The following is a 22,929-nucleotide window of genomic DNA, read 5'->3' on the forward strand; positions in this document are numbered from 1 at the left end:
CTACCCCAACCCCCCCGTATGTCGTTTACATTCAAGCCCGCCGACGTGTTTGAAACCCGCCACAACGCCCCCGATAGCGCCAGCCAGCAAGCCATGCTGCACGCCGTCGGGGCCGAGAATATGGCGCAATTAATTGCCGAAACGGTGCCCGCCGTCATTCGCCTGCCGCGGGCGCTGGCTCTGCCGCCGGCGCTCAGCGAGCGCCAGTTTTTAAAGCAGTTCAAGCAGCTGGCCGGTCAGAACAAGGTGTTTAAGAGCTACATCGGCCTGGGGTATCACGAAACGACCCTACCCCCCGTTATCCAGCGCAACATCCTGGAAAACCCCGGCTGGTACACCGCTTACACGCCCTACCAGGCCGAAATCGCGCAGGGCCGCCTAGAGGCGCTCATCAATTACCAGACCCTGATAATTGACCTCACGGGCCTGCCCATCGCCAACGCCAGCCTGCTCGACGAGGCCACCGCCGCCGCCGAGGCGCTGCACTTGCTGCACTCGCAAACCAAGAAAAAAAACGCCCATAAATTTTTCGTCTCGGAGCAGGTGCTGCCCCAAACCATTGACGTGCTGCGCACCCGCGCCACGCCGCTGGGCATTGAGCTGGTGGTGGGCGACCACCGCACGGCCGACCTTACGGACGAGGCGCTGTTCGGGGCCATTGTGCAGTATCCGGGGGCCAATGGGGAGATTTTTAACTACCAGGAGTTCATTGCTAACGCGCACGATAACAACGTGTTCGTGATAATGGCCGCCGATTTGTTGGCCCTTACCCTGCTGACTTCGCCCGGCGAACTGGGAGCTGATATCTGCGTGGGCTCGTCGCAGCGCTTCGGCGTGCCGATGGGCTTCGGCGGGCCGCACGCAGGCTTTTTCTCATGTAAGGACCAGTTTAAGCGCGTCATTCCGGGCCGCATTATCGGGCAGAGCATCGACGCGGCCGGCAACAAAGCCTACCGCATGGCGCTGCAAACCCGCGAGCAGCACATCCGCCGCGAAAAAGCGACCTCGAACATCTGCACCGCGCAGGTGCTGCTGAGCGTGCTGGCCGGCATGTTTGCCGTATACCACGGGCCCAAGGGCATCCGGCAGTTTGCGGTGAACACGCACGTGATGGCCCAAACGCTGGAAGCCGAGCTAAAGGCGCTGGGCGTAGAACAGCTGAATGCCAGCTACTTCGACACGCTGAGCCTGCGACTGGAAAGCCACGAGATGCAGCAGGCCCTGCGGAAAGAAGCGGAGGCCGCCGGCATCAACTTCCGCTACTACAGCGAAAACCGAGTAGGCATCAGCCTGCATCAGAACGTGGAGCCGGAAGACGTGCGCGACCTCGTGGACCTCTTCGCCAAGGTGCTGGGCAAGGAAGTGGCGACGCCCGACGCCCCTACCCTCCCCGCCGAGCGCGGCCTGACCTGGCCCGAAAGCCTGGTTCGCACCAGCGATTACCTCACGCACCCGGTTTTCAACACCTACCACGCCGAGCATGAGTTGTTGCGCTATATGAAGCAGCTCGAAAACAAGGACCTGAGCTTGGCTCACAGCATGATTCCCTTGGGCTCGTGCACCATGAAGCTGAATGCCACGGCCGAGATGATTCCGGTGACCTGGCCCGAAATCGGCCAGCTGCACCCGTTCGCGCCGGCTGCGCAGACGATTGGCTATCAGCAGATTATTAAGAACCTGGAAGCTTGGCTGTGCGAGGTAACGGGCTTTGCCGGCGTGAGCCTGCAACCTAACTCGGGGGCGCAAGGCGAGTACGCGGGCCTGCTGGCCATTCGCGGTTACCACGGGGGTAGGGGCGAGCAGCACCGCACGGTGGCGCTTATTCCGGCCTCGGCCCACGGTACCAATCCCGCCTCCGCCGTGATGGCCGGCATGCAGGTAGTAGTGGTGAAAAGCACCGACGACGGCAACGTGGACATGGACGACCTGCGTGCCAAAATCGCGCAACACGCCGACCACCTGAGCTGCCTCATGGTTACCTACCCCTCCACGCACGGCGTGTACGAGGAAACGATTATCGAGATTTGCGACCTCATTCACCAGGCTGGCGGCCGGGTGTACATGGACGGCGCCAACATGAACGCCCAGGTGGGGCTGACTTCGCCGGCCGCCATCGGGGCCGACGTGTGCCACCTGAACTTGCACAAAACCTTTTGCATCCCGCACGGCGGCGGCGGGCCGGGGGTAGGGCCGATTGGCGTGGTCGCGGACCTGGTGCCTTACCTACCCGGCCACGTGGTGGTACCAGTGGAAGGCCGCACGAGTGGAGCCGTATCGGCCGCGCCGTGGGGCTCGGCCAGCATTCTGCCCATCTCCTACGCCTACATTGCCATGATGGGCGGCGACGGCATTACCCGCGCCACGGAGCTGGCCATTCTGAACGCCAACTACATCAAGGCCCGGCTGGAAGAGCATTTTCCGGTACTCTACACCGGCGCGCACGGCCGCTGCGCCCACGAGATGATTCTGGATTGCCGCCACTTCAAGAAGGCGGGCATCGAGGTTGAGGATATCGCGAAGCGCCTGATGGACTACGGCTTTCACGCGCCTACGGTGAGCTTCCCGGTGGCCGGCACCCTCATGGTGGAGCCTACGGAGAGCGAGAGCAAAGAGGAGCTGGACCGCTTTTGTGAAGCCATGATTTCGATTCGGAAAGAGATTACCGAAGTGGAAGAAGGCCGCGCCGATGCCAAGGACAACCTGCTGAAGCACGCGCCCCACACCGCCGCCACCGTGCTCACCCACGAGTGGACGCGCCCCTACACCCGCGAGCAGGCCGTGTACCCGCTGCCCTACGTGCGCAACGCTAAGTTCTGGCCCACCGTCAGCCGCATCGACTCGGCCTACGGCGACCGCAACCTCATTTGCAGCTGCACCCCGCTGGAAGAATACGCCGATGAGCGCGAGCAGCTGGTAGTGGCCGATAAGGGGCCATCGTATTAAGCCGTAGTGCGGGCTCTGCGAGTCTGCGCTACTTCCCCAAAAATGCCCGGCCGAGCACGCGAAAAGCACTCGGCCGGGCGTTTAGCATAGGAGCCGGTTTGCTAGTAAAAATAGTCGGCTTGCCTACTATTTTTGGAACATTGGCTAAGGCCCCGGCGTTAATCTCCTACCCCTGATTCAGGGCTTCATCCCGCTATTTTTCAACCTTATGAACCGCATCACTCAATATCTGGTCCGGCCGGCCGCGCTGGCGGTCACGGGTCTAGCCCTAACCTTCGGGCTGGCTTCCTGCGCTACAACGGCCAACGTCGGCACTACCAGTGATTTCGACCACGCTGTTAACTTTCGCGCCTATAAAACCTGGGCTTGGTACCCGAAGCAAGCTAATGATACCGAAGGCGGCCCGGCCCGCGGCTACGAGTCGTTCACAGACCAGCGCATTCGCGATGCCGTAAGCAAAGACTTGGCTACTAAGGGCCTAATGCCCGCTAGTGGGGAGCCCGACGTGTACGTAGCGTACAGCGTGCGCGTCGAGAATAAACAGCAGTCCGGCTACGGCGGCGGCTACGGCTATCCTTATGGCGGCTACGGTGGCTACGGCTACGGTGGGTTTGGCGGCTACCCCTACGGCGGCGGCGGCTACAACTATAAGGCTGGCACGGTCGTTATCGACATCGTGGATGCCCGCCGCAAAGAGTTGGCGTGGCGCGGTACCGGCCAGGCCCAGTTGAACAACAATAGCATCTCTGAGGAGGAAACATACCGCATCGTGAACAGCGTGCTGAGCAATTATCCGCCCACCGACAACCAGAACCAGCGCCGCCAAGCCATCCGGTAAACGGCAGCTACCAAGTTGATTAAATCTAAAAAAAACCTCGTCGGCCGGCGAGGTTTTTTTAGGTCCTACCCCCTCGAATTAGCCCCAAAGCGGTTGGCCCCGGCCGTACCCGCCACGAACTGCATTCCGGCCCCTAGCACCAAGCTGGCTATCGGCACGAAAACCAGCAGCCACCAACCGCGCAAATCCAGGTCGTGCAAGCGCTTAATTGACTGCGTAATAACCCGATAAAAGCACGTCAGCATTCCAGCCAGCGCCAGGTTTTTTCAGTAGTCAGCCGGGCTGTGCAGCTGCTCAGCCAGGGCTGGCAGGCCGTAGCAAGCGAAGGCCAACAGGTAGAGTGCCAGCACGCGCCAAAAAAAAGGCCAGCGACAAAGCCGGCCTTTCGTAGTAAAATAGTGCAACATTGGCAACGAAGATACGCTATACTTACCGTCATTGCGATTAGTGACGAATGTCTATAATCATTATCTAAATTTTGTCTATACAATAATGCAGGCAATATTTTTCTATCAGCAATTCCCAGACGTGCGAACTTTCTGGTCCGGCTGTTTTTCGCCCTAGCTCGGGAGAATTTAGCAGCGTATCAGCAACGGCTATAATGCGCGCGGTTAGCTCGTCGGCGTAGCTAGCGGAAAACTGCGCCACGAAATCGCTGATGGCTTCTAAGTCGTCAAGCGCCTCATTACTCTACCGTAGTTTCACGCTCTTTCCGACGTTGAGCCAAATATTCTTTCACCTGGTCATGAGGAATGGTACGCCCCGCTTCCACATCGGCTAGGCCACGGGCAATGGCGCGGCAAGTAAACACCGCTTCCATCACATCATCCTAGGTAGCCTGCTCCGGCAGGCGATTAGCGATAGTATGAAGCTGCTCTTTAACGGAGGGCATTTTTAGCAACATAACTCGCTGAATTTAAATGATTAAATTGGCACGTTCACGTGGCGCTCGGCGTGGTAGCTGCTGCGCACCAGCGGGCCGCTTTCCACGTACTTGAGGCCGCGCCGCAAGCCCTCCTCTTTGTAGTTAGCGAACACATCGGGGTGCACAAACTCGGCTACTTCCAAGTGGCGCTTGGTGGGCTGCAGGTATTGGCCCAGCGTGAGGATGTCGAGGCCGTTGGCCACGAGGTCGTCCATTGCCTGGTGCACCTCATCGGGCTGCTCGCCCAGGCCCAGCATAATGCCCGACTTGGTGCGGTGCCCGGCCAGCTTGGTGCGCCGGATTTGCTCCAGGCTGCGGTCGTACTTGGCCTGCGGGCGCACCAGCCGGTAGAGGCTGCCCACGGTTTCCATGTTGTGCGAAATCACCTCCTGGCCGCCCGAAATCATGGTTTCGAGGGCTTCCCAGTTGGCTTTCACGTCGGGTATCAACGTTTCGATGGTCGTTTCGGGCGAGAGCTGCTTGGTGAGCACCACCGTATCGCGCCACACGGCGGCCCCGCGGTCCTTCAACTCATCGCGGTTGACGGAGGTGATGACGGCGTGCTTCACTTTCATCAAGGCAATAGCCTCGGCTACCCGGCGCGGCTCGTCGAGGTCCAGCTCGGTAGGCCGGCCGGTAGCCACGGCGCAAAACGAGCACGAGCGCGTGCAGACATTGCCCAGAATCATGAACGTGGCCGTGCCCGCGCCCCAGCACTCGCCCATGTTGGGGCAGTTGCCACTTTCGCAGATAGTGTGCAGCTTGTGCTCATCTACGAGCTTGCGCACGGCCGCGTAGTCGGGGCCAATGGGCAGTTTCACGCGCAGCCAGTCGGGCTTGCGCGGGCGGGCGGGGGTAGGGGCCGCCAGCGGCGCAGCCTGAATAATGGGAAGCGTCAGCAGCAGAGTATCCATCTTTTTTATCCGTAAAATCGATTGCCAGGGCGCGCGGTACGCGGCGCAGCCACTAAAATAACCCCAAAATTAATTCCGGTGGCCGATGTACAGGGTCAGGTACACCGAAGGGAAAAACTGGTGGTTGAGGCTGTTCACATCAGCTGGGGCGGGCGGGTTAAGCACTAGCAGCTCCTTGGTATACACCTCGACCAGAAAGCCCAGCTCGGCCCCGGCCACGGCATCGCGGTAGCGGCCATACTCGAAGCTGAGCGCCCCACGCAGGTGGGCACCGGGCACTATCTTGGTCTGGGCGATGCCGCTGAAAAGCGGGGCCCGGTCATAAATAAACTGTTCCTGCGCGTGCTTCACCGGGTCATAGGCTTCGTCCACAATAACATCGGCTGGGCCGAAAGCATTATTTTTTTCGGCCGTATAGTCGTAGCTAATATAGTAAGGCATGAGTAAGCCCAGCGATGGCCCCGCACTCAGCAGACCATTGACCTGCACACCCGCATCGGCGGCCTTGCGAAACAGAATGCGCTGAATACCAATGGATGGCCGCAGCGCGAAGGCATAATTAGCCTTGTAGAGCTTGTAGCTGCCGCCCGTATACGGGTTGGTTACAGCTTCCTCCTTCGGGTTTTTGAACGATACGCCCTCCAGGCTCCAGAAGCGCAGCCAGCGCTCGTCGAGCACCCGCGCTACCCGCACGTTGATGCCCCCGATGAGCGCACCCTGGGTATTAAAATTGATGCCGAACACCGTTTCGCGCTGGTATGATTGCTCATCGGAAGGCATGGCCTGCGGCCGGGCCTGAATAACCGGCCCGGTGGGCGCGGGTGTGGTGCTGGCATCGGGAGCCTGCGCGCGGGCGGTGCCGGCCAGGCCCAGGGCCAAGCAAAGGGCAGTGATGAGAACGTATGTCTGGTTCATAAGCGAAGTCAAAAATACCGGCTGGCGCGGCAATTCACCGCCGGACGCTTAGCTAACGTTGGCGGGGTAGCTTTGTGATATGAGCACGCCCCACACCACCGCCACCGCCCGCTACGAGGGCCACCTGCGCACCGAAGCTACGCACACGGCTTCGGGCACTGTCATTCAAACCGATGCGCCAGTTGATAACCACGGGCGCGGCGAGGCATTTTCGCCAACCGACCTCGTGGGTACCGCCCTCGGCACCTGCATTCTGACTACGATGGCCATCGTGGCCGAGCGCCACCAGCTAGCTATGGTGGGCGCGTCGTTTAAGATGGAAAAAATGATGACCCCAGAGCCGCCACGCCGCATCGCGCAGCTCACCGTAGAGTTGCACCTGCCCGCCGCCCTCAGCGCGCCCGACCGCGCCCTACTGGAACGCACCGCGCACACCTGCCCCGTGGCCTTGAGCCTGAACCCAGAAATCCGGCAAGAGGTTCGGTTCGTGTACGAGTAGGTTTTTTTAGGGGGTAGGGATGAACGGTCAGGGAGTAATAACTTTCTGGTCGCCGATTCTTTACTCACTAATTGTTCATTCCTACCCCCTAAAAAGATGGCTGGTTTCTTCACCAATAAGGGCTTTCAGCCCAAGCGCCAGAGTAGCCACCCGCTACCGCCGGGCCAGTACGAAACCACCGATTTTCCGGTGCTCACGGCTGGCCCTACCCCCCGCATTACGCTCAGCCAGTGGGAGTTTAGGCTCGAAGGGCTGGTGGCAGAGCCCGTGAAGTGGAGTTGGGCCGAGTTCAACCAACTGCCCATGCAGGACTTCAACCCCGACATTCACTGCGTCACGAAGTGGTCGAAGTTCGACACCCACTGGCGCGGCGTGAGCGTGGACACGCTGCTGGAGCACGTCCGGCTCAAGCCCGAAGCGCAGTTCGTGACCGAGTTCAGCTACGGCGGCTACACCACCAACGTGCCGCTGGCCGACCTGCGGGGGGGTAGGGCCTTCGTGGGCGTGCAGTTTGAGGGCCAGCCGCTGGCCGCCGAGCACGGCGGCCCGGCCCGGCTGGTGGTGCCGCACCTCTACTTCTGGAAAAGCGCCAAGTGGGTGCAGGGCCTACGCTTCACCGCCGCCGATGAGCCCGGCTTCTGGGAGCGCGGCGGCTACAGCATGTACGGCGACCCTTGGAAAGAGCAGCGTTACCGCGACGACGACGAGCCCGCGGCCAGCCGGCTATGAGCCGCATTACCTGGCAGCAGGCCACCGTCACCGGCATTAAGGCCGAGACCTCGCACGTCAAGACTTTTACCCTGCGCCTGCCGCAGTTTACGCCGCACCTGGCCGGCCAGCACTACGACCTGCGCCTCACCGCCGAGGATGGCTACCAGGCCGAGCGCAGCTACTCCATAGCCTCGCCCCCCGAACAAACCGGCGAGATAGAGCTAACCGTCGAAATTATCACCGACGGCGAAGTATCCGGCTATCTCAACGAAGGCGTGGGGATAGGCGACCAGCTGGAAGTGCGCGGCCCCATCGGCGGTTACTTTGTGTGGGCCGGCGCGGCCAATGCGCCACCACTATTGCTGGTGGGCGGCGGCTCGGGCGTAGTGCCGCTCATGGCCATGCTGCGCCACCGACGGGGGGTAGGGCTGCGCACGCCGGCCGCGCTGCTATTCAGCGTCCGCACGGCCGAGGACGTTATCTATCGTGCTGAATTAGAAGCGTTGGCGCGGGCCGACTCCACTTTTACGCTGCTGCTCGACTATACCCGCCAGGCCCCGCCCGGCTGGGCCGGCTACCAGCGCCGCCTCGACGCGCCCATGCTGGCCGAGGTAGTGGCGCACTTTGGCCCGGCCCAGCCGCAGGTATTCGCGTGCGGCCCCACGGGCTTCGTGGAAGCGGCGGCCAACGGCTTACTGGCAGCTGGCCTACCCCCCGAATTAATTCTGACCGAGCGGTTTGGGCCAACGACCGGGTGAAGTTGAATAACCATGAAAAAGTACGCCCGCCTACCCCTTGAAAGGTAGGCGGGCGTACTTTTTTTAAGCCGGTAGCAACTTTTGTCGAAGCAATTTTAGCAGCTCTTCCTTAGGAATGCTGGTGGCTTCCTATTTATCATAAATCGTTACCAGATAAATAGTTTCACCTTCGGCAGTTTGTTCCACGTAGCAGGTGATGACGCGGATGTCGCCGCTCTTGCTGCCGCCCCTGCTGGCACTGGCCAAGCGGATTTTACAGAGGCCAGCGCCAAGGCTTTCGCCTTGGCGCGGTGTGGCTTGCAACTAGTCAATAAAGTTGTCTGCTTCATTGGGAAGCGTTCGAAATTTGCGACTCAGCCGCTTGTTTCGGCGCTCAAATTCGGGGAGGATTACTACGTGAGCAATTATGCGGGCATTTTAGCTAGCTCTTCAGCCGCCAGCTCTTTTCGCAGTTCGGCGAGTGCCTCGCGGGCCGGGCGGCCGGTAATTTTACCGACTTTCAGCAGCTTCACCTGCTCAATGCTAACCCGCAATGCCTCCATCGAAATACTGATGGTGATATCCGTATCCTCATCGTCGGCCTCGTCGGCCGTAGGGGCGGGCCGGCATGATGAGTTGCTTGAATTGCTGCTGAATATGCTTGGGCAGCACTTTGTACTGCTCAAGTAAAACCTAGGCGGTGGTCATGGCGCAACGGGTTGGAGAAGTGAATTTACTACTGCGAAGACGGCGCGCTACACATACTGGCTCGTCCTCAGCTCCGCCGCCAAAAACCGGCCGGTGTGGCCCTTGCTGGCTTTAGCTACCTGTTCGGGGGTACCCTGGGCCACGATGGCACCACCGCCCGCGCCGCCCTCGGGACCGATGTCGATGACGTAATCGGCCACTTTTATCAGGTCTAGGTTGTGCTCAATGATGAGCACGGTATTACCCTTGTCGGCGAGCTTGTGGAGCACGTCGGCCAAGTGGCGGATGTCCTCGAAATGCAGGCCGGTGGTGGGCTCGTCGAGGATGTAGAAGGTCTTGCCGGTGTCCTTTTTGCTCAATTCCGTGGCCAGCTTTACGCGCTGGGCCTCGCCGCCCGAGAGCGTGGTAGCCTGCTGGCCCAGCGTGAGGTAGCCCAGGCCCACGTCGGCTAAGGTCTTGATTTTACGCAGGATGCGCGGCTGAAACTCGAAGAACTCCACGGCCTTCTCCACCGTCATATCCAGAATATCGGTGATGCTTTTGCCCTTGAAGCGCACTTCCAGCGTCTCGCGGTTGTAGCGGCGGCCCTTGCAGGTTTCGCAGGGCACATGCACGTCGGGCAGGAAGTTCATTTCGATGGTGCGGATGCCCGCGCCCTCGCAGGTTTCGCAGCGCCCGCCCCGCACGTTGAACGAGAAACGGCCGGGCCCGTAACCCCGGATTTTGGACTCCGCCATCTCGGCAAAAAGCTGGCGAATCTCGGTGAACACGCCCGTGTACGTGGCCGGGTTGGAGCGCGGCGTGCGGCCAATCGGCGACTGGTCCACCTCTATCACCTTGTCAATCAGCTCCAGGCCTTCGAGGCTGCCGTAGGCCAGCGGCTCGCGGTGGGCGTTGAAAAAGTGCTGATTCAGAATCGGATACAGTGTGTCGTGAATCAGCGACGACTTGCCCGAGCCGCTTACCCCCGTCACGGCGATGAGCTTACCCAGGGGGAACTTGGCCGTTACGTTTTTGAGATTGTGGCCCTTCGCGCCCTTCAGAACCAACTCTTTACCCTCCCCTACCCGCTTCTTTTTACGTATCTCCACATGGCGCTTGCCGCTGAGGTAGTCCGAAGTGAGCGAGCCGGAATTGAATATGGCTTCGGGCGTGCCTTCGGCCACGATGTGGCCGCCGTGGATGCCCGCGCCGGGCCCGATGTCGAGCACGTGGTCGGCGTGCATAATCATGTCCTTGTCGTGCTCCACCACAATCACCGAGTTGCCGATGTCGCGCAGGTGCTGCAAGGCCTTGATTAAGCGCTCGTTGTCGCGCTGGTGCAGCCCAATGCTGGGCTCGTCCATGATGTAGAGCACGCCCACGAGCTGGGTACCAATCTGGGTGGCGAGGCGGATGCGCTGGCTTTCGCCGCCGCTCAGCGTGCGCACCGAGCGGTGCAGGCTGAGGTAGTCGAGACCCACTTCGAGTAAAAACCCGATACGCTTGCGAATTTCCTTCAGTAGCTCGCGGGCAATGAGGTTCTGGCGCTCGCTCAGGCGGTCTTCCAGGCCTACGAACCAAGCCGCCAAGTCGTTGATATCCAGCACCGACAGCTCGCCGATGTGCCGGTCGGCCAGCCTGAAGTGCAGGCTCTCTTTCTTCAAGCGGTAGCCCTCGCACTCGGGGCAGGTCTGGGCCTGGGTGTATTGCTGAATCCACTCCCGGATGTTATCGGAGTCCGATTCCATCTGGCGGCGCAGGAATGGAATAATACCCTCAAACGGCTCAGTGTAAGCAGCTTTTGCGTCGTCGGCCTCGTCCTGCGTGATGCCATGCAACAGGCGGCGCAGCAGTTCTGGGTCCAGCTTGTCGATGCTCGTGTTCAGGCCGGCCTTATTCTTTTTGAGAATAAGCTGGAGCTGCTGGAAAATCCAGATGTCTCGGTATTCTCCCAGCGGCGCGATACCGCCGCGGCTGATGCTCAGCTTAGGGTCGGGAATAACCGTTTCCTCGGTTATCTGCTGCACTTCGCCTAGGCCGGCGCAGTGCGGGCACGCACCGTAGGGCGAGTTGAAGCTGAACGTGTTCGGGGCCGGGTCGTCGTAGGCGATACCGGTTTCGGGGTCCATCAAAAAGCGCGAGAAAAATTGCGGCGCGGCCTTTTTGGCGTCGGGTTCGAGCACCAGCATGGTACCCTTGCCGTGGGTCAGCGCATTTTGTACCGAGCCCGAGAGGCGAAACCGGTCCTCCTCCTTTACCACGAGCCGGTCAATGACAATCTCGATGTCGTGGATTTTGTAGCGGTCCACCTGCATCTTGGGCGTGATGTCCAGGATTTCGCCATCCACCCGCACTTTGGCGAAGCCGAGCTTCGCAATCTTCTGAAAATCTTCGCGGTAGTGGCCCTTCCTACCCTTCACCACGGGCGCGAGTACCACTAGCTTTTTGCTGTCGTAGTGCCGCAGGATGTAGTTGATAATCTGGTCGTCGCTCTGCCGAATCATCTTCTTGCCGGTGGCGTAGCTGAAAGCTTCGGCCGTGCGGGCGTAGAGTAAACGCAGGAAGTCGTATATCTCAGTAATAGTGCCTACCGTGGAGCGTGGGTTGCGCGAGGTCGTCTTCTGCTCGATAGAGATTACGGGCGACAAGCCCTCGATTTTATCCACGTTGGGCCGCTCCAGCCCGCCCATAAACGAGCGGGCATAGGCCGAAAACGTTTCCATGTAGCGCCGCTGCCCCTCGGCGTAAATGGTATCGAAGGCCAGGCTGCTTTTGCCCGAGCCCGAGATGCCCGTAAACACCACCAGTTTACCCCTGGGAATCCGCACGCTCACGTTCTTTAGGTTGTGCTCGCGGGCTCCATACACCTCGATGAAAGGCGTGTCGGGTACCTGGGGCCTGGTCCCTGTGGCCAGGGGGGGTAGGGAATCGGGCGTTTGGTGCGCCTGAGCTACAGCCAGGCCAGCCGGGGTGGGCTGGCGGCCCACGGGCAGGTCGTGATGCAGGTCAGGGGCATGCCGCTCAACTACTTCCACGAACTCGCCGACAGGGGCGGCGGTCAGGATTTCGGCCGCGTGGGCAGTGGGGTGAGCGGCTTTTTTGGGAGCAGCCTTCGGTTTTTTAGGAGCGGGAGCAACGGGGACGGTAGCCGTTTTTTTAGCCATGCGGGCAGAATCGGAGGAACGAGCAAAGGTACGGGTACGGGCCGGCGGGGGTAGGGAAAACGCGGAGTCTTTCGCTCTATTCCCTGGTAACGGGCCGACCGAAGCTAACAAGCTTAGGCGGTGAATGGTGCAGCGCATTTCCCCTTTTCTTTGCTGGGCCAATTGCTCTCCGTACCCTTTTCTATTTTAACCCCCGCTCCGCATGGCTTCGCCGCTTTTCCCCATTCCCCTGTGTCGCGTAGCACTAAGTGCTTTTTTGCTGCTAGGCACTCCGCCTGTATTTGCGCAGGTGCCGGCACCGCACGGCTATGATTTTTTGACCCTTACCAGCAGGGAGTCTTCCGCTAAATCCGTGGCTAAAATTCTGATTACGCCGGCTTTTCAAGGAAAAACGGAATTCAGCTGGAAGATTTTAGTGGTTTTTCCGCTGAAAAAACCTGGCTAAACTTCAGTACAATACCGAACTCGTTAACCAGCAGCTCTCCGACCTAACGGCGGCGGGCTGGGAACTGGTGCAGGCTTACCCCTTCACTTCGATACCAAACCTGTTCACTACTCGCTACCTGTTTCGCAAGGCCCGGCCCTGAGCCCGGCCACTTAGTCGGCACAAATGGCCCGTTGGTCCGCAAAGTGCTGGGCCTGCTACATCTGCGTTGAAAGGCGGCATCCAACTTGTCCGCTTAGGAGTATTCCCCTTACTCTTCTTTCTTTTCAACCATGAACTTGCAACCCAAAGCCCTGCTACTGGCCGCCGGCCTGGCCCTGGCCGGAGCCACCGTCCCTACCGCCGCCCACGCCCAAGTCGGTATCAATATCCAGTTGGGCCACCCGGCCTGGGGGCCCGCTGTGCCGGCCGGTGCCCAGTACTACTACGTGCCCGAAATTGACGGTTATTATGACCTGGCAGCCCGCAATTACATTGTGCAGCGCAACGGCCAATGGGTGCCGATGGCCACTTTGCCTGGCTATAACCCGGCCACCTTCCACCCGGTAGTGGTAAACTACCGGGGCCGCCAGCCTTGGGCGCAGTACCGTGACCACCACGCCCGCTACTACCGCCCGGTAGTGGTGCGCCAGGTAAACCGCCCCGTGCTGGTAGAGCGCGTCAACAGGCGGGGCCAGGTGGTAGAGCGCCGGGTTCGCTAGCCGCTCGCTCGCCAATAAGAAAGCCTCGCCTCGTAGGTGAGGCTTTCTTATTGGCGAGCGAGCCGGAGCGGCCGGTCGATGCGGACACCTGGTTGAGCCGCACAATAGAAGGGTTCGTAGAAAAAACATAAATCCGGCACTCTCCTTGCACTTACCCTACGCAGCACTTCTGCTTCTTTTCTTTTTTCACTCATGAAACTCCGCCTTCGTTTTCTTGCTTTCGCGCTGGGCACTGGCCTGGCTTTTGCCGCCCCCATCGCCGCGCAGGCGCAGGTAAGCGTGGGGGTTAATGTTGGCCTGCCACCTTGGGGGCCCGCCGCGCCGCAGGGTACGCAGTACTACTACATCCCGGAGATTGACGGGTACTACGACATTTATAACGGCGTGTACTTGGTATTTGACGGGGCGCAGTGGATTACGCAGCCTTACCTCGACGGCTACGACCCGTATTACTTCCACCCCGTACCCGTCAGCTACCGAGGAGCGCAGCCTTGGCTCTACATTGGGAGCTATCGCAATCGCTACCCCCAATACGTGACGGTATACCGCGGCGGCGGCTACGGCAATGGTGGCCGCTACTACGGCCAGGAATACGGTGCGGGCCGGGTATATGGCTACGACCACAGCGGCTATGGCTACGGCAACCGGGGTGGTGGCTACAACAACCAAGGATACAACCGCGCTGGCTACGGCGGCCAAGGTAACTACGGGGGCTCGCCCCGCGTGGAGCCGGGCCGGGGCGGCGACCGCGACGGCCGGGGCAATGTTGGTGGAAATCAACCCAGCCGGGGCGGTTTTGGTGGGGGTAATTTTGGTGGAAATCAACCCAGCCGAGGCGGTTTTAACGGGGGTAGCCCCGGCAGCCAGCCTACCCCTGGGCGCGGCGGCAACTTTGGTGGCAGCCAGCCGAGGAGTGAGGGTCAGCGCGGCGGGGGAGGCGACCACGGCGGCGGGGGAGGCGACCACGGCGGCGGCGGCGGCGGAAATCGAGGGCGGCGTTAATCATTTCCTAGGTCGTAACAAAAGCGCTGACATCTAAGCAGATGTCAGCGCTTTTGTTACGACCTAGGGGGTAGGGGTCCGCTTAGCTTTAGTCGTGGGCAGGGAGCCCGGTGCACAGCGCGGCCCAGCTCATCCCTTCGTGCACGGCGGCCGGGGGCGGCAGCTGGCCGCGCTCCAGTAGCTCGGTAATGTAGAGCATGTCGGCGTCGCGGCCCATGCCGGCAGCGGCTACGAGGTGGCCCTCCCGCACATAGAGCGCCAGAAAATCTTGCTGGGCCACTTGGCCGTGGTAAAGGATATCGTCCCACTTTGCGGCGTGGCCCGCGTAGCGCAGGCTCTTGCCGTATTGCTGCGTCCAGAAGAAGGGCGCGGCCGCGAATTTTTCCCGCCTACCCAGCATATTATGGGCGGCCGTGCGGCCGTGCTGCTGCGCCACGCGCCAGTGCTCGATACGCGCCGGCTGCCCCGTGGCCGCCAGCGGAAAATGGGCAATGTCGCCGGCCGCGTACACATTCTCGGCCACGCGCAGGTACTCATCTGCGGGCAAGCCACCGTCTTTTTCGAGGGGGAAGATGTCCCTCAGAAAATCAGTGGCCGGGCGCACGCCCACGCCCAGCACCACGGCTTCGGCGGGCAGCGTTTGGCCCGTTTTCAGGCGCACGCCGGTTACCTGGCCAGCCTCGCCCAGCAGTTCCGTCACTTCGGCTCCCACTTCGAATGTTACGCCCTTTTCCTCGTGCAGTTTTTGGAACATGGCCCCGATTTCCGGGCCCAGCACCCGCTCAAAGGGTACTCGCTCCTGGGCGATAACCGTCACTTGCCGGCCCGCACCCACCAAGCTACTAGCGGCCTCCATCCCAATGAAGCTCGAACCAATAATTACCACTTGCTTAGCATCTTGCGTGGCAGCCAGCAGCGCGTCGGCATCGGCCTGGGTGCGTAGGGGTAGCACACCCTTCAGGTCGTGGCCCGGCAGCTTGGGCAGCAAGTTGGGCGTGCCGCCCAGCGCTAGCAGCAGCTGGTCGTAGCGCAGGGCCGGCTGGCCTTCCAGGCTGATTTCCTGTTTTTTCACATCAAGGCCCGTGGCGCGAGTGCCAGTCAGTAGCTCGATTTTCTGGGCGACGTAAAAAGCCTTTTCGCGCAGCGGCAGCCCGGCCGGCTTGGCTTTGCCGGCCAGGTAAGCTTTGCTAAGCTTGGTGCGGTCGTAGGGCGCTTCCGCATCGGCCGACACCACCACTATCCGGCCCGCAAAGCCCTCGCGGCGCAATGTTTGGGCAGCGTACTCGCCGGCCGCGCCCCCGCCCACAATCACGAAGGTGCGGGTATCCGTGGGCACCTGGGCGGTGGGTGGTGGGGTACCGCCCAGCTCGGCGGTGGAGGTAGCGTCGGGCTTGTCGGTGCTGGCCAGCGGACTCGGGGGCACCTGCACCAGAATGCGCCCTTCGGCCTCGCGCACGGGGTAGGCGGGCAGGTCGTCGAGGGCCGGCGGCTCGCAGAGGTGGCCGCTATTGAGCCGGAAGCAGGCGTGGTGCCAGGGACAGATAAGCTTACCGCTCACGACTTTACCTTTTTCCAATGGCGCGCCGTAGTGCGGGCAGTTAGGCGCAAAGGCGTACACTTGGCCCTGCTGCCGGGTCAGCAGCACTTGGGAGCCATCGGGGGGGGTAGGGAAGGTTTTAAGCGCACCTTCGGGCAGGTCGGCGGTGGCGGCAAGGTTGGTTTCGACGGGCATGAGCGATGGGAAAAGGATACGCTGACTCAACGCAAGGCCGGCAGTCCGGGTTAAAGCGCAGCGAAAAAGCAAGCAATAGAGGCCGCTTTTTTACCAAAGTACCTTGTTCTTTCTAAAACTCCGCGTTCTTGAGGAAGTGCGGAAACAGAAGTATGCCGCAGATAGTACTCATGCTTATCACGAACAGCGCCAAGCAGCCGAAGCCGATGGGTCGGCGACGGGGCCAACCGGCGGAAAGGTTTTTACTCTAATAGTATTAATAATACTTATTTTTATTATTAACTCGCTCAAAGGCTGGGCCGGCTATTTTTCTCGGCCAGCAGCGGGGCTTTGCGCAGAAATTTACTACCCGCTAGGCAATCCACCATGAATTGGGCGAGCCGCTGGCGACTACTGGCGAAGGGCGAAGGCGTTTTATCATATTCCATGACCAGCTGACCCGTGGTTTTGTGATTGTTGAGGGCCACGGGGCGGGCAATGGTCCAGTCCAGGCCGGACTGCCGGAGGAGGGTTTCCTGGGCGTTGTGGTCGGCAAAGGTCAGCTTAAAGTTGGTCAGCTTGATTGCCAGGCGCATATACCACGGCGCATACGGCCACGAGTCACCGACCCCGATGGAAGACAGCGTAACGATGCGCTTGATGCCCAGTTCCTCCATCGCCGTGATGGTGTGGCGCATCGTCGTTTCCAGGGTGTGGCGCGGCGCGATTTTCTTAAACGAGACAGCCTCGGAATCGCTCAGAGCGCTGAGCGCGCTGATAATCGCATCGCAGCCCCGCATTGCCAGGCGCACATCGGCCAGGCTCGTGGGCAGGCCTTGGATAACGGTCAGCTGGTCAGATTTTTGAGTCAGCTTATCCGGGTTGCGAACCAGGGCCGTCACGGCATAGCCCTGCTGCAAGGCGTAGGCGACAATCAGCTCGCCCGTGCGGCCCGTAGCCCCATAAAGCAGAATGCGTTTCATAAAACCTGAGGATAGGTTGGTTAATTGGCCGGCCTTTAAACTACCGGTTACGAAGGCAAAATTGCCTCCTGTAGTTGGTAGCTTTGAAGCTGTTTAGGAAGTAGGCGGGGCAATTTTGCGCAGTAGTAGTACGGTAAAGGCTAGCCAGTGCAGAGCCAGCCAGTTTTGCAAGCTGGTTTCGTAGCGCACAAGCAGGGCCTTAAAGCCGTCGAGCCAGGCGTTGAGGCGTTCAATGACCAGGCGGCGGCGGTAGAGTTCCGGGTCCAGGGGGGTGTCGTCATCGGTCTGCCAGTCGGCTGAGCGCCGGTTGCGTGGGATGTTGGCTTCGATGCCGCGCCGCGCACAGGCTTGGCGCAAGCTACTGACATCAAAGGCTTTGTCGGCATTCAAAAACAAGCCTTCCAAGCGCAGCTCGGCGGCTTCGAGTAAGTCGCACAACTCGGCAAACACCCGTTCCAACTCGAACGTATCGTGCTGGTTACCGGCCTGGGGCGTGGCCACAGCCAGCGGCAGGCCCTGGTTGTCGGCCAGGAACAGGGCGTTGGTGGTGCGGCCCGCCTTGCGGCCTTGGTAGCCGATAGCGGCCCCGCCATTCTTGGCCAGCGTATGGCTGCCATCGAGTTGGACGCTGGATAAGTCGAGGCGGCGTCGATGCAGGCGCAAGCTGGTGAGCCACAGATTTTTCCAGGCTCCTTGCTTGCCCCAGGCGTTAAAGTGGTAGTACACCCCCTGCCAGCTTAATGGCGGCCCCGTGAACAGGCTTCTGACGGGCAGCCACCGCCACTGGCAGCCAGTTTTGAGCTTGTAGCAGATGGCTCCAACGACCTCGGCCGGGTCAGCAGCCGGCCGCCGGCCACCCGTGCGGGTGGGCAAATGAGGCAGTATCCAGCGGATAATCATATCTTTGGTCAGGACTTCCATGAAGGAGAGAAAGGAGATGGGTCGCACCTCAAATTTCTCGCTTTTGTGGGAGTTTTTGCGTTTTGCTCGCCGCTACCTCCTTCCTAAACAGGTTCTTTGTTATCAATTACCGAAAGGATACCAGTTACCAAAACAATACCCATATGCTCGTCTGCCCCGGCTCCGCGGCCAAAAGCCAACCCCAGGCCGTGCGCGACACGCTGGAGGTCATCAGCGGTAAGTGGAAGCTCGTTATCCTCGCGGCACTACTGGCCCGCAAGTACCGCTTCAAAGAGCTGAGCCGCGAAATCGGCATCTCGCCCCGCATTCTCTCCAAAGAGTTGCAGGAGCTGGAGGTGCACCAACTCGTGAAGCGCACCGTCTGCGATACCCGGCCCATCACGGTCGAGTACGAGAGCACCCCGCACAGCCAGTCGCTGCTAAGCGTGGTGCAGGCCATGAGCGACTGGGGTTACCTCCACTACGAAACCCTGATAGGCCGCAAAAGAACCGACGACCCCGCCGCGACTAGCAGCGATTTAGCCAGCGGCTAGACCTAAAACTCCGCGTTCTTGGGAAAGCGCGGAAACGGAATCACATCGCGAATGTTGGTCATGCCTGTCACGAATAGCACCAGGCGCTCGAAGCCCAGGCCGAAGCCCGCGTGCGGCGCGCTGCCAAAGCGGCGCGTGTCGAGGTACCACCACAGCTCCTCGGCGGGCACGTGCATCTCGGCCATGCGGGCTTCGAGGCGGGCCAGGTTTTCCTCGCGCTGCGAGCCGCCAATGATTTCGCCAATGCCGGGAAAGAGCACATCCATCGCCCGCACGGTGCGGCCGTCGTCGTCTAGCTTCATGTAGAACGCCTTGATGTCCTTGGGGTAGTTGGTCAGGATAACCGGCTTCTGAAAGTGCTTTTCTACCAGGTAGCGCTCATGCTCGCTCTGCAAGTCGGTGCCCCAGTCCACGGGAAACTCGAATTTCTGCTTCGCCGCCTTCAATATTTCCACCGCCTCGGTGTAGGTGAGGCGCTGAAAGGCGTTCTCGGTCACGGAGTTGAGCCGCGCCAGCAGCTCCTTGTCGTAGGTGTCATTGAGAAATTGCAGGTCATCGGCGCAATGCGCTAAGGCATATTTGACCAGGCTTTGCAGAAAATCCTCGGCCAGGTCCATATTGTCGGTGAGGTCGTTGAAGGCCACTTCGGGCTCTATCATCCAGAACTCGGCCAGGTGGCGCGGGGTGTTCGAGTTTTCGGCCCGGAAGGTGGGGCCGAAGGTGTAGACCTGGCCCAGCGCCAGCGCCGCCAGCTCACCTTCGAGCTGCCCGCTCACGGTGAGGTTGGTTTGCTTGCCAAAAAAATCCTGGCTATAATCTACTGAGCCATCAGCGGTGCGCGGCGGGTGCTCGGGGGGTAGGGTGGTAACCCGGAACATCTGGCCCGCGCCCTCGGCATCAGAGCCCGTGATGATGGGCGTGTGCACGTAGTAAAACCCGTGGTCGTTGAAATACTGGTGAATGGCGAACGCCAGCGCGTGCCGAATGCGCAGTACCGCCCCGAAGGTATTGGTACGCGGCCGCAGGTGCGCAATTTCACGCAGGTGTTCCAGCGAGGTGGCCTTCTTTTGGAGGGGGTAGGCCTCGGGGTCGGCGGGGCCGAGCACGGTTATTTCGGCGGCCTGCACTTCCACGGCCTGCCCTTTACCTTGGCTGGCCACCAGCTGGCCGCGCACGGCAATGCACGCGCCGGTCGTGATTTCCTTCAGGCTTTCGTCCGAAAACTTAGTGGCGTCGGCCACTATTTGGAGGGTAGCGAGGCCCGAGCCGTCGTTGAGGGCGATAAATTGCACGTATTTATTGCCCCGCCGGGTGCGCACCCAGCCCTTCACCAGCACGTCGCGGGGGAGGTCGGTACTCGTGAGCAAGTCTTGAATGCGGGTGCGGCGGGGCTGGTCGGCGGGCATGGAATAACTCATAATGGAGGCAGCAAAGGTAACTTTTTTGCGTGAGCGTGGGGGTAGGCCGCTATTTTCCGCTGAAGCGATATCACAGACTGCGCTTGGCGGGGGACTCGGCAACGGGAGTGGCTACCGGAGGATGGATAGCCTGAAGCAAGCTGCTCACTTCTTCCGGCGACAGCAAGCGCCGGATAGTCACTTCCGGGCGGTTTGCACTGTGCAGCGCGCTTAGATAGGTCGCATCCCAGCTACGCACCAGCCGGTTTTCATTTTCGGTAGCTAGCAGCACAACCCGTTCTAGCACCCGTGGCAGTGACGATACAGGGGCTTCGCCCCAGGCCGAGGCCAGCCGGTCGAGAGAGCCGCCTTGATACGCCAGCGCGTTTAGCCATTCAAAGCGATTGTAATCGCTGGCCTCCGGGGGGGTTAGCGAATCGTGGAGGGCGTAGCGGAGAATGGCCGGGTCAGTTGGCTTGGGCTGGCTTCGCAGCCGTAGCGCGGCCGCTTGGCTCAGCATCAGCGGCTGCATGAGCGTTAGGAGATGAAAGGTATTATTTACTTGTAAGGCCGATAACTCCAGACCCGTACCGTAGTCTGGAAATACCACCCACAGTACCTCCTCATCGCTTACCTCAGCTATTCGCAGCAAATAAAAAAAATGGCTGGAAGTTTCTTCCTCCTCCTCCAGCCAGGCTAATAATTCGGTTTGTTGCTTGAATAAAGCCCGCCCCTCGGCCGAACGGCAAAGCATTGCCATCAAGCCGATAATGGCGAAGCGCCACGCGGCGGGAGGCAGCGCCAGACCTTCCGCGAGTAAGGCTCGCAAACGCGCCAAGTGAGCGATGCCAGCCGCAATTAGTACGTGGGGAGATGCGCCATTTTCGACAAGCCCGCCCGCCAACACCAGGACGACCGAGGCTTTGGTTGGGTCCAGCGCAGGTAGGCGCTTCGGCAACGCGCGAAGCAATTCCTCTTGCTCAGGTAATGGCTGGTTATTAGCCCACCGCATTACCTCATTTATCTCTGGCTCGTCAAACAGTTCCTCGGCATCGATAGTGGGCAGCGTAGCCCAGTTGAATAGCCGGGTAAGCTCGATTGATAACATGGGAAGAAGGGAGCGACCGCCCGTGAAGGATGATTGAAGCAAAGGTAAAGCCCGGCCCTATGCCCCGCGCACTAACCCCGGCGGGAAGTTGAGAGTATTAGCCTACGACTTTTTGGTGCGTTCTTGCGTAAGTCTGCCTCCAGCGCGCTGCTCCTGCCTTTGTTTCACGCCCGCCCTACTTTATGCAACGCCTTGATTTTAAACAACTTCTATCCCAACGTCTGTCGCCGCAGCAAATCCAGTTTATCAAGCTGCTGCAAATTCCGACGGCCGAGCTGGAAACCCGCATCAAGGAGGAAATGGAGATTAACCCGGCCCTGGAAGAAGGCGATGGGGAGGAGACCGATGACCGCGACGACGCCGACGAGGCTCCCGAAGCCGACGACCCCAACGACTCGCTCGACAGCGACGATACGACGCTGGATGAGGATTTCAGCATGGGCGAGCCAGCTAACGACGGGGCCGGCCCCGACGACTACGCCGACGAGCGCCCCGAGCCCGCCGCTGAGCCCGAGGCCCTGGGCATCGACAACGACAATCACGAAATTGACATCAGCGATTACGTCAACGACGATGAGATAGCGGGCTACAAAATGCAGGGCGACGGCCCTGGCGAAGAAGAGGAGCGCGAAATGCCCCTGGCCGATACTAGCGGCTCGCTTCAGGACTCGTTGCTCGACCAGTTGAACTTTGCCCGACTCAGCGCGCAGCAACAGGCCATCGGCGAGCAGCTAATCGGCTCGATTGATGGCGATGGCTACATCCGGCGCGACCTAGCGGCTATTGCCAACGACCTGGCGTTCAGCCAGAACGTGGAGGTAAGCGAGGCCGAGATTGAAATTGTACTGCACGTTATCCAGCAGTTCGACCCGCCGGGCATCGCCGCCCGCGACCTGCCCGAGTGCCTGCTTCTGCAACTGGAGCGCCGGCCCCAGGACGAGGACACGCTGAACGCCGAGCGCATCCTGACCGAAACGTTTGAGGAATTTACCAAAAAACACTACCAGCGCATTCAGCAAAAGCTTGATTTAGAAGATGATGAGCTAAAAGCCGCGGTGGCCGTAATTCTCAAGCTGAACCCCAAGCCGGGCGGCAACGGCCCCGTGAACGGCGGCCGTGGCAGCGGCGGCGGGGCGCAGTACCTGATGCCCGACTTCATCCTCACCAACGACAACGGCGAGCTGAACCTGACCCTTAATGCCCGCAACGCCCCCGAACTGCGCGTGAGCCGCGACTACCGCGAAATGCTCCAGACCTACGACAAGGCCGCCAAGAGGGACCAGAAAATGAAGGAGGCCGTGAGCTTCGTGAAGCAGAAGCTCGACTCGGCCAAGTGGTTTATCGACGCCATCCGGCAGCGCCAGAACACGCTGCTGCGCACCATGTCGTCCATCGTGGACTTGCAGCGCGAGTTCTTCCTTACCGGCGACGAATCGAAGCTCCGGCCCATGATTCTCAAGGACATCGCCCAGCAGATTAGCATGGACATCTCCACCGTGAGCCGGGTTGCCAACTCAAAATCGGTGCAGACCGAGCACGGCATCTACCCCCTCAAATTCTTTTTCTCCGAAGGTATCGCCACCGACTCGGGCGAGGATGCCAGCAGCCGCGAGGTCAAAAGCATCCTGCGCGACCTCATCGGCAACGAGAAAAAAGACCACCCGCTCAGCGACGACAAGCTGGAGAAAATGCTGAACGCCAGGGGTTACAACATCGCGCGCCGCACCGTGGCCAAGTACCGCGAGCAGCTGAATATTCCGGTGGCGCGGCTACGCAAGGAGCTATGAGTTGA

At 60.4% G+C, this 22,929-nt stretch carries 21 protein-coding genes and 1 pseudogene; 10 read left to right on the forward strand and 12 right to left on the reverse strand.

Annotation, left to right across the window (positions count from 1 at the left end):
- The first annotated feature begins 18 nt into the window (after positions 1-18).
- Positions 19-2,943, forward strand: coding sequence for an aminomethyl-transferring glycine dehydrogenase (gcvP, locus tag LC531_RS18005; RefSeq protein ID WP_223652764.1), 2,925 nt, complete (start codon positions 19-21; stop codon positions 2,941-2,943).
- 208 nt (positions 2,944-3,151) lie between these two features.
- Positions 3,152-3,781 carry a DUF4136 domain-containing protein gene (locus tag LC531_RS18010; RefSeq protein WP_223652767.1) on the forward strand — a complete coding sequence of 210 codons (630 nt, stop codon included), beginning with the start codon at positions 3,152-3,154 and terminating at the stop codon, positions 3,779-3,781.
- Positions 3,782-3,846: 65 nt separating this feature from the next.
- On the opposite strand, the gene LC531_RS18015 is transcribed toward LC531_RS18010, so the two are convergent.
- From LC531_RS18015 to LC531_RS18035, 5 genes and pseudogenes are all read right to left on the reverse strand, one after another.
- Entirely contained in the window at positions 3,847-4,026 is a 180-nt protein-coding gene (locus LC531_RS18015) for a DUF805 domain-containing protein (protein ID WP_223652769.1), read from the reverse strand.
- Positions 4,027-4,047: 21 nt separating this feature from the next.
- Positions 4,048-4,188 (reverse strand): hypothetical protein, encoded by a 141-nt coding sequence (locus tag LC531_RS18020; RefSeq protein ID WP_223652771.1) that lies wholly within the window; start codon positions 4,186-4,188, stop codon positions 4,048-4,050.
- Positions 4,189-4,252: 64 nt separating this feature from the next.
- Positions 4,253-4,459: pseudogene (locus LC531_RS23045) on the reverse strand (type II toxin-antitoxin system RelE/ParE family toxin); the annotation flags it as partial.
- 246 nt (positions 4,460-4,705) lie between these two features.
- Positions 4,706-5,620: a lipoyl synthase gene (gene lipA, locus LC531_RS18030; protein ID WP_223652772.1), complete on the reverse strand. Its 915-nt coding sequence runs from the start codon at positions 5,618-5,620 to the stop codon at positions 4,706-4,708.
- A 69-nt stretch (positions 5,621-5,689) separates the two neighbouring features.
- Positions 5,690-6,535, reverse strand: coding sequence for a hypothetical protein (locus tag LC531_RS18035; protein WP_223652773.1), 846 nt, complete (start codon positions 6,533-6,535; stop codon positions 5,690-5,692).
- Positions 6,536-6,614: 79 nt separating this feature from the next.
- On the opposite strand from LC531_RS18035, the gene LC531_RS18040 reads away from it, so the two are divergent.
- The 3 genes from LC531_RS18040 (at position 6,615) to LC531_RS18050 (ending at position 8,503) form a co-directional block, all read left to right on the forward strand.
- Positions 6,615-7,034, forward strand: a complete 420-nt coding sequence (locus LC531_RS18040) for an OsmC family protein (RefSeq protein WP_223652774.1) — start codon at positions 6,615-6,617, stop codon at positions 7,032-7,034.
- Between the two features lie 96 nt (positions 7,035-7,130).
- Complete coding sequence (locus tag LC531_RS18045; protein WP_223652775.1) at positions 7,131-7,763, forward strand: sulfite oxidase-like oxidoreductase; 633 nt, start codon at positions 7,131-7,133, stop codon at positions 7,761-7,763.
- The gene (locus tag LC531_RS18050) at positions 7,760-8,503 is read left to right on the forward strand and encodes a ferredoxin reductase (RefSeq protein ID WP_223652776.1); all 744 of its coding nucleotides are present in this window, start codon (positions 7,760-7,762) and stop codon (positions 8,501-8,503) included. The genes LC531_RS18045 and LC531_RS18050 overlap by 4 nt, the downstream gene beginning before the upstream one ends.
- A 404-nt stretch (positions 8,504-8,907) precedes the next feature.
- Here the strand turns inward: LC531_RS18050 and LC531_RS18055 are convergent, their stop codons facing one another.
- Complete coding sequence (locus LC531_RS18055) at positions 8,908-9,168, reverse strand: hypothetical protein (RefSeq protein WP_223652781.1); 261 nt, start codon at positions 9,166-9,168, stop codon at positions 8,908-8,910.
- Between the two features lie 69 nt (positions 9,169-9,237).
- Positions 9,238-12,336, reverse strand: a complete 3,099-nt coding sequence (uvrA, locus tag LC531_RS18060; RefSeq protein ID WP_223652782.1) for an excinuclease ABC subunit UvrA — start codon at positions 12,334-12,336, stop codon at positions 9,238-9,240.
- A 202-nt stretch (positions 12,337-12,538) separates the two neighbouring features.
- On the opposite strand from uvrA, the gene LC531_RS18065 reads away from it, so the two are divergent.
- The 3 genes from LC531_RS18065 (at position 12,539) to LC531_RS18075 (ending at position 14,484) form a co-directional block, all read left to right on the forward strand.
- Positions 12,539-12,781: a hypothetical protein gene (locus LC531_RS18065; RefSeq protein WP_223652783.1), complete on the forward strand. Its 243-nt coding sequence runs from the start codon at positions 12,539-12,541 to the stop codon at positions 12,779-12,781.
- A 272-nt stretch (positions 12,782-13,053) separates the two neighbouring features.
- A complete protein-coding gene (locus LC531_RS18070; protein WP_223652784.1) occupies positions 13,054-13,482 on the forward strand; it encodes a hypothetical protein in 429 nt (142 codons plus the stop codon).
- A 192-nt stretch (positions 13,483-13,674) separates the two neighbouring features.
- Positions 13,675-14,484: a hypothetical protein gene (locus LC531_RS18075; protein ID WP_223652785.1), complete on the forward strand. Its 810-nt coding sequence runs from the start codon at positions 13,675-13,677 to the stop codon at positions 14,482-14,484.
- An 88-nt stretch (positions 14,485-14,572) separates the two neighbouring features.
- On the opposite strand, the gene LC531_RS18080 is transcribed toward LC531_RS18075, so the two are convergent.
- The 3 genes from LC531_RS18080 to LC531_RS18090 form a co-directional block, all read right to left on the reverse strand.
- Positions 14,573-16,216 carry an FAD-dependent oxidoreductase gene (locus tag LC531_RS18080; protein WP_223652786.1) on the reverse strand — a complete coding sequence of 548 codons (1,644 nt, stop codon included), beginning with the start codon at positions 16,214-16,216 and terminating at the stop codon, positions 14,573-14,575.
- 287 nt (positions 16,217-16,503) lie between these two features.
- Positions 16,504-17,178, reverse strand: a complete 675-nt coding sequence (locus tag LC531_RS18085) for an NAD(P)-dependent oxidoreductase (protein WP_223652788.1) — start codon at positions 17,176-17,178, stop codon at positions 16,504-16,506.
- 93 nt (positions 17,179-17,271) lie between these two features.
- Positions 17,272-18,099 carry an IS5 family transposase gene (locus tag LC531_RS18090; RefSeq protein WP_223648922.1) on the reverse strand — a complete coding sequence of 276 codons (828 nt, stop codon included), beginning with the start codon at positions 18,097-18,099 and terminating at the stop codon, positions 17,272-17,274.
- A 143-nt stretch (positions 18,100-18,242) separates the two neighbouring features.
- Between LC531_RS18090 and LC531_RS18095 the strand changes: the two genes are divergently transcribed.
- A complete protein-coding gene (locus tag LC531_RS18095) occupies positions 18,243-18,632 on the forward strand; it encodes a winged helix-turn-helix transcriptional regulator (protein WP_223652790.1) in 390 nt (129 codons plus the stop codon).
- 2 nt (positions 18,633-18,634) lie between these two features.
- On the opposite strand, the gene asnS is transcribed toward LC531_RS18095, so the two are convergent.
- Both asnS and LC531_RS18105 read right to left on the reverse strand, forming a co-directional pair.
- A complete protein-coding gene (gene asnS, locus LC531_RS18100) occupies positions 18,635-20,038 on the reverse strand; it encodes an asparagine--tRNA ligase (RefSeq protein WP_223653997.1) in 1,404 nt (467 codons plus the stop codon).
- Positions 20,039-20,120: 82 nt separating this feature from the next.
- Positions 20,121-21,137, reverse strand: a complete 1,017-nt coding sequence (locus LC531_RS18105) for a hypothetical protein (RefSeq protein WP_223652792.1) — start codon at positions 21,135-21,137, stop codon at positions 20,121-20,123.
- A 182-nt stretch (positions 21,138-21,319) separates the two neighbouring features.
- Here LC531_RS18105 and rpoN point away from each other — a divergent pair, with 182 nt between their 5' ends.
- Positions 21,320-22,924 (forward strand): RNA polymerase factor sigma-54, encoded by a 1,605-nt coding sequence (gene rpoN, locus LC531_RS18110; RefSeq protein ID WP_223652795.1) that lies wholly within the window; start codon positions 21,320-21,322, stop codon positions 22,922-22,924.
- Positions 22,925-22,929 lie beyond the last annotated feature (5 nt).

This window comes from Hymenobacter psoromatis (assembly GCF_020012125.1).
GTDB lineage: Bacteria > Bacteroidota > Bacteroidia > Cytophagales > Hymenobacteraceae > Hymenobacter > Hymenobacter psoromatis.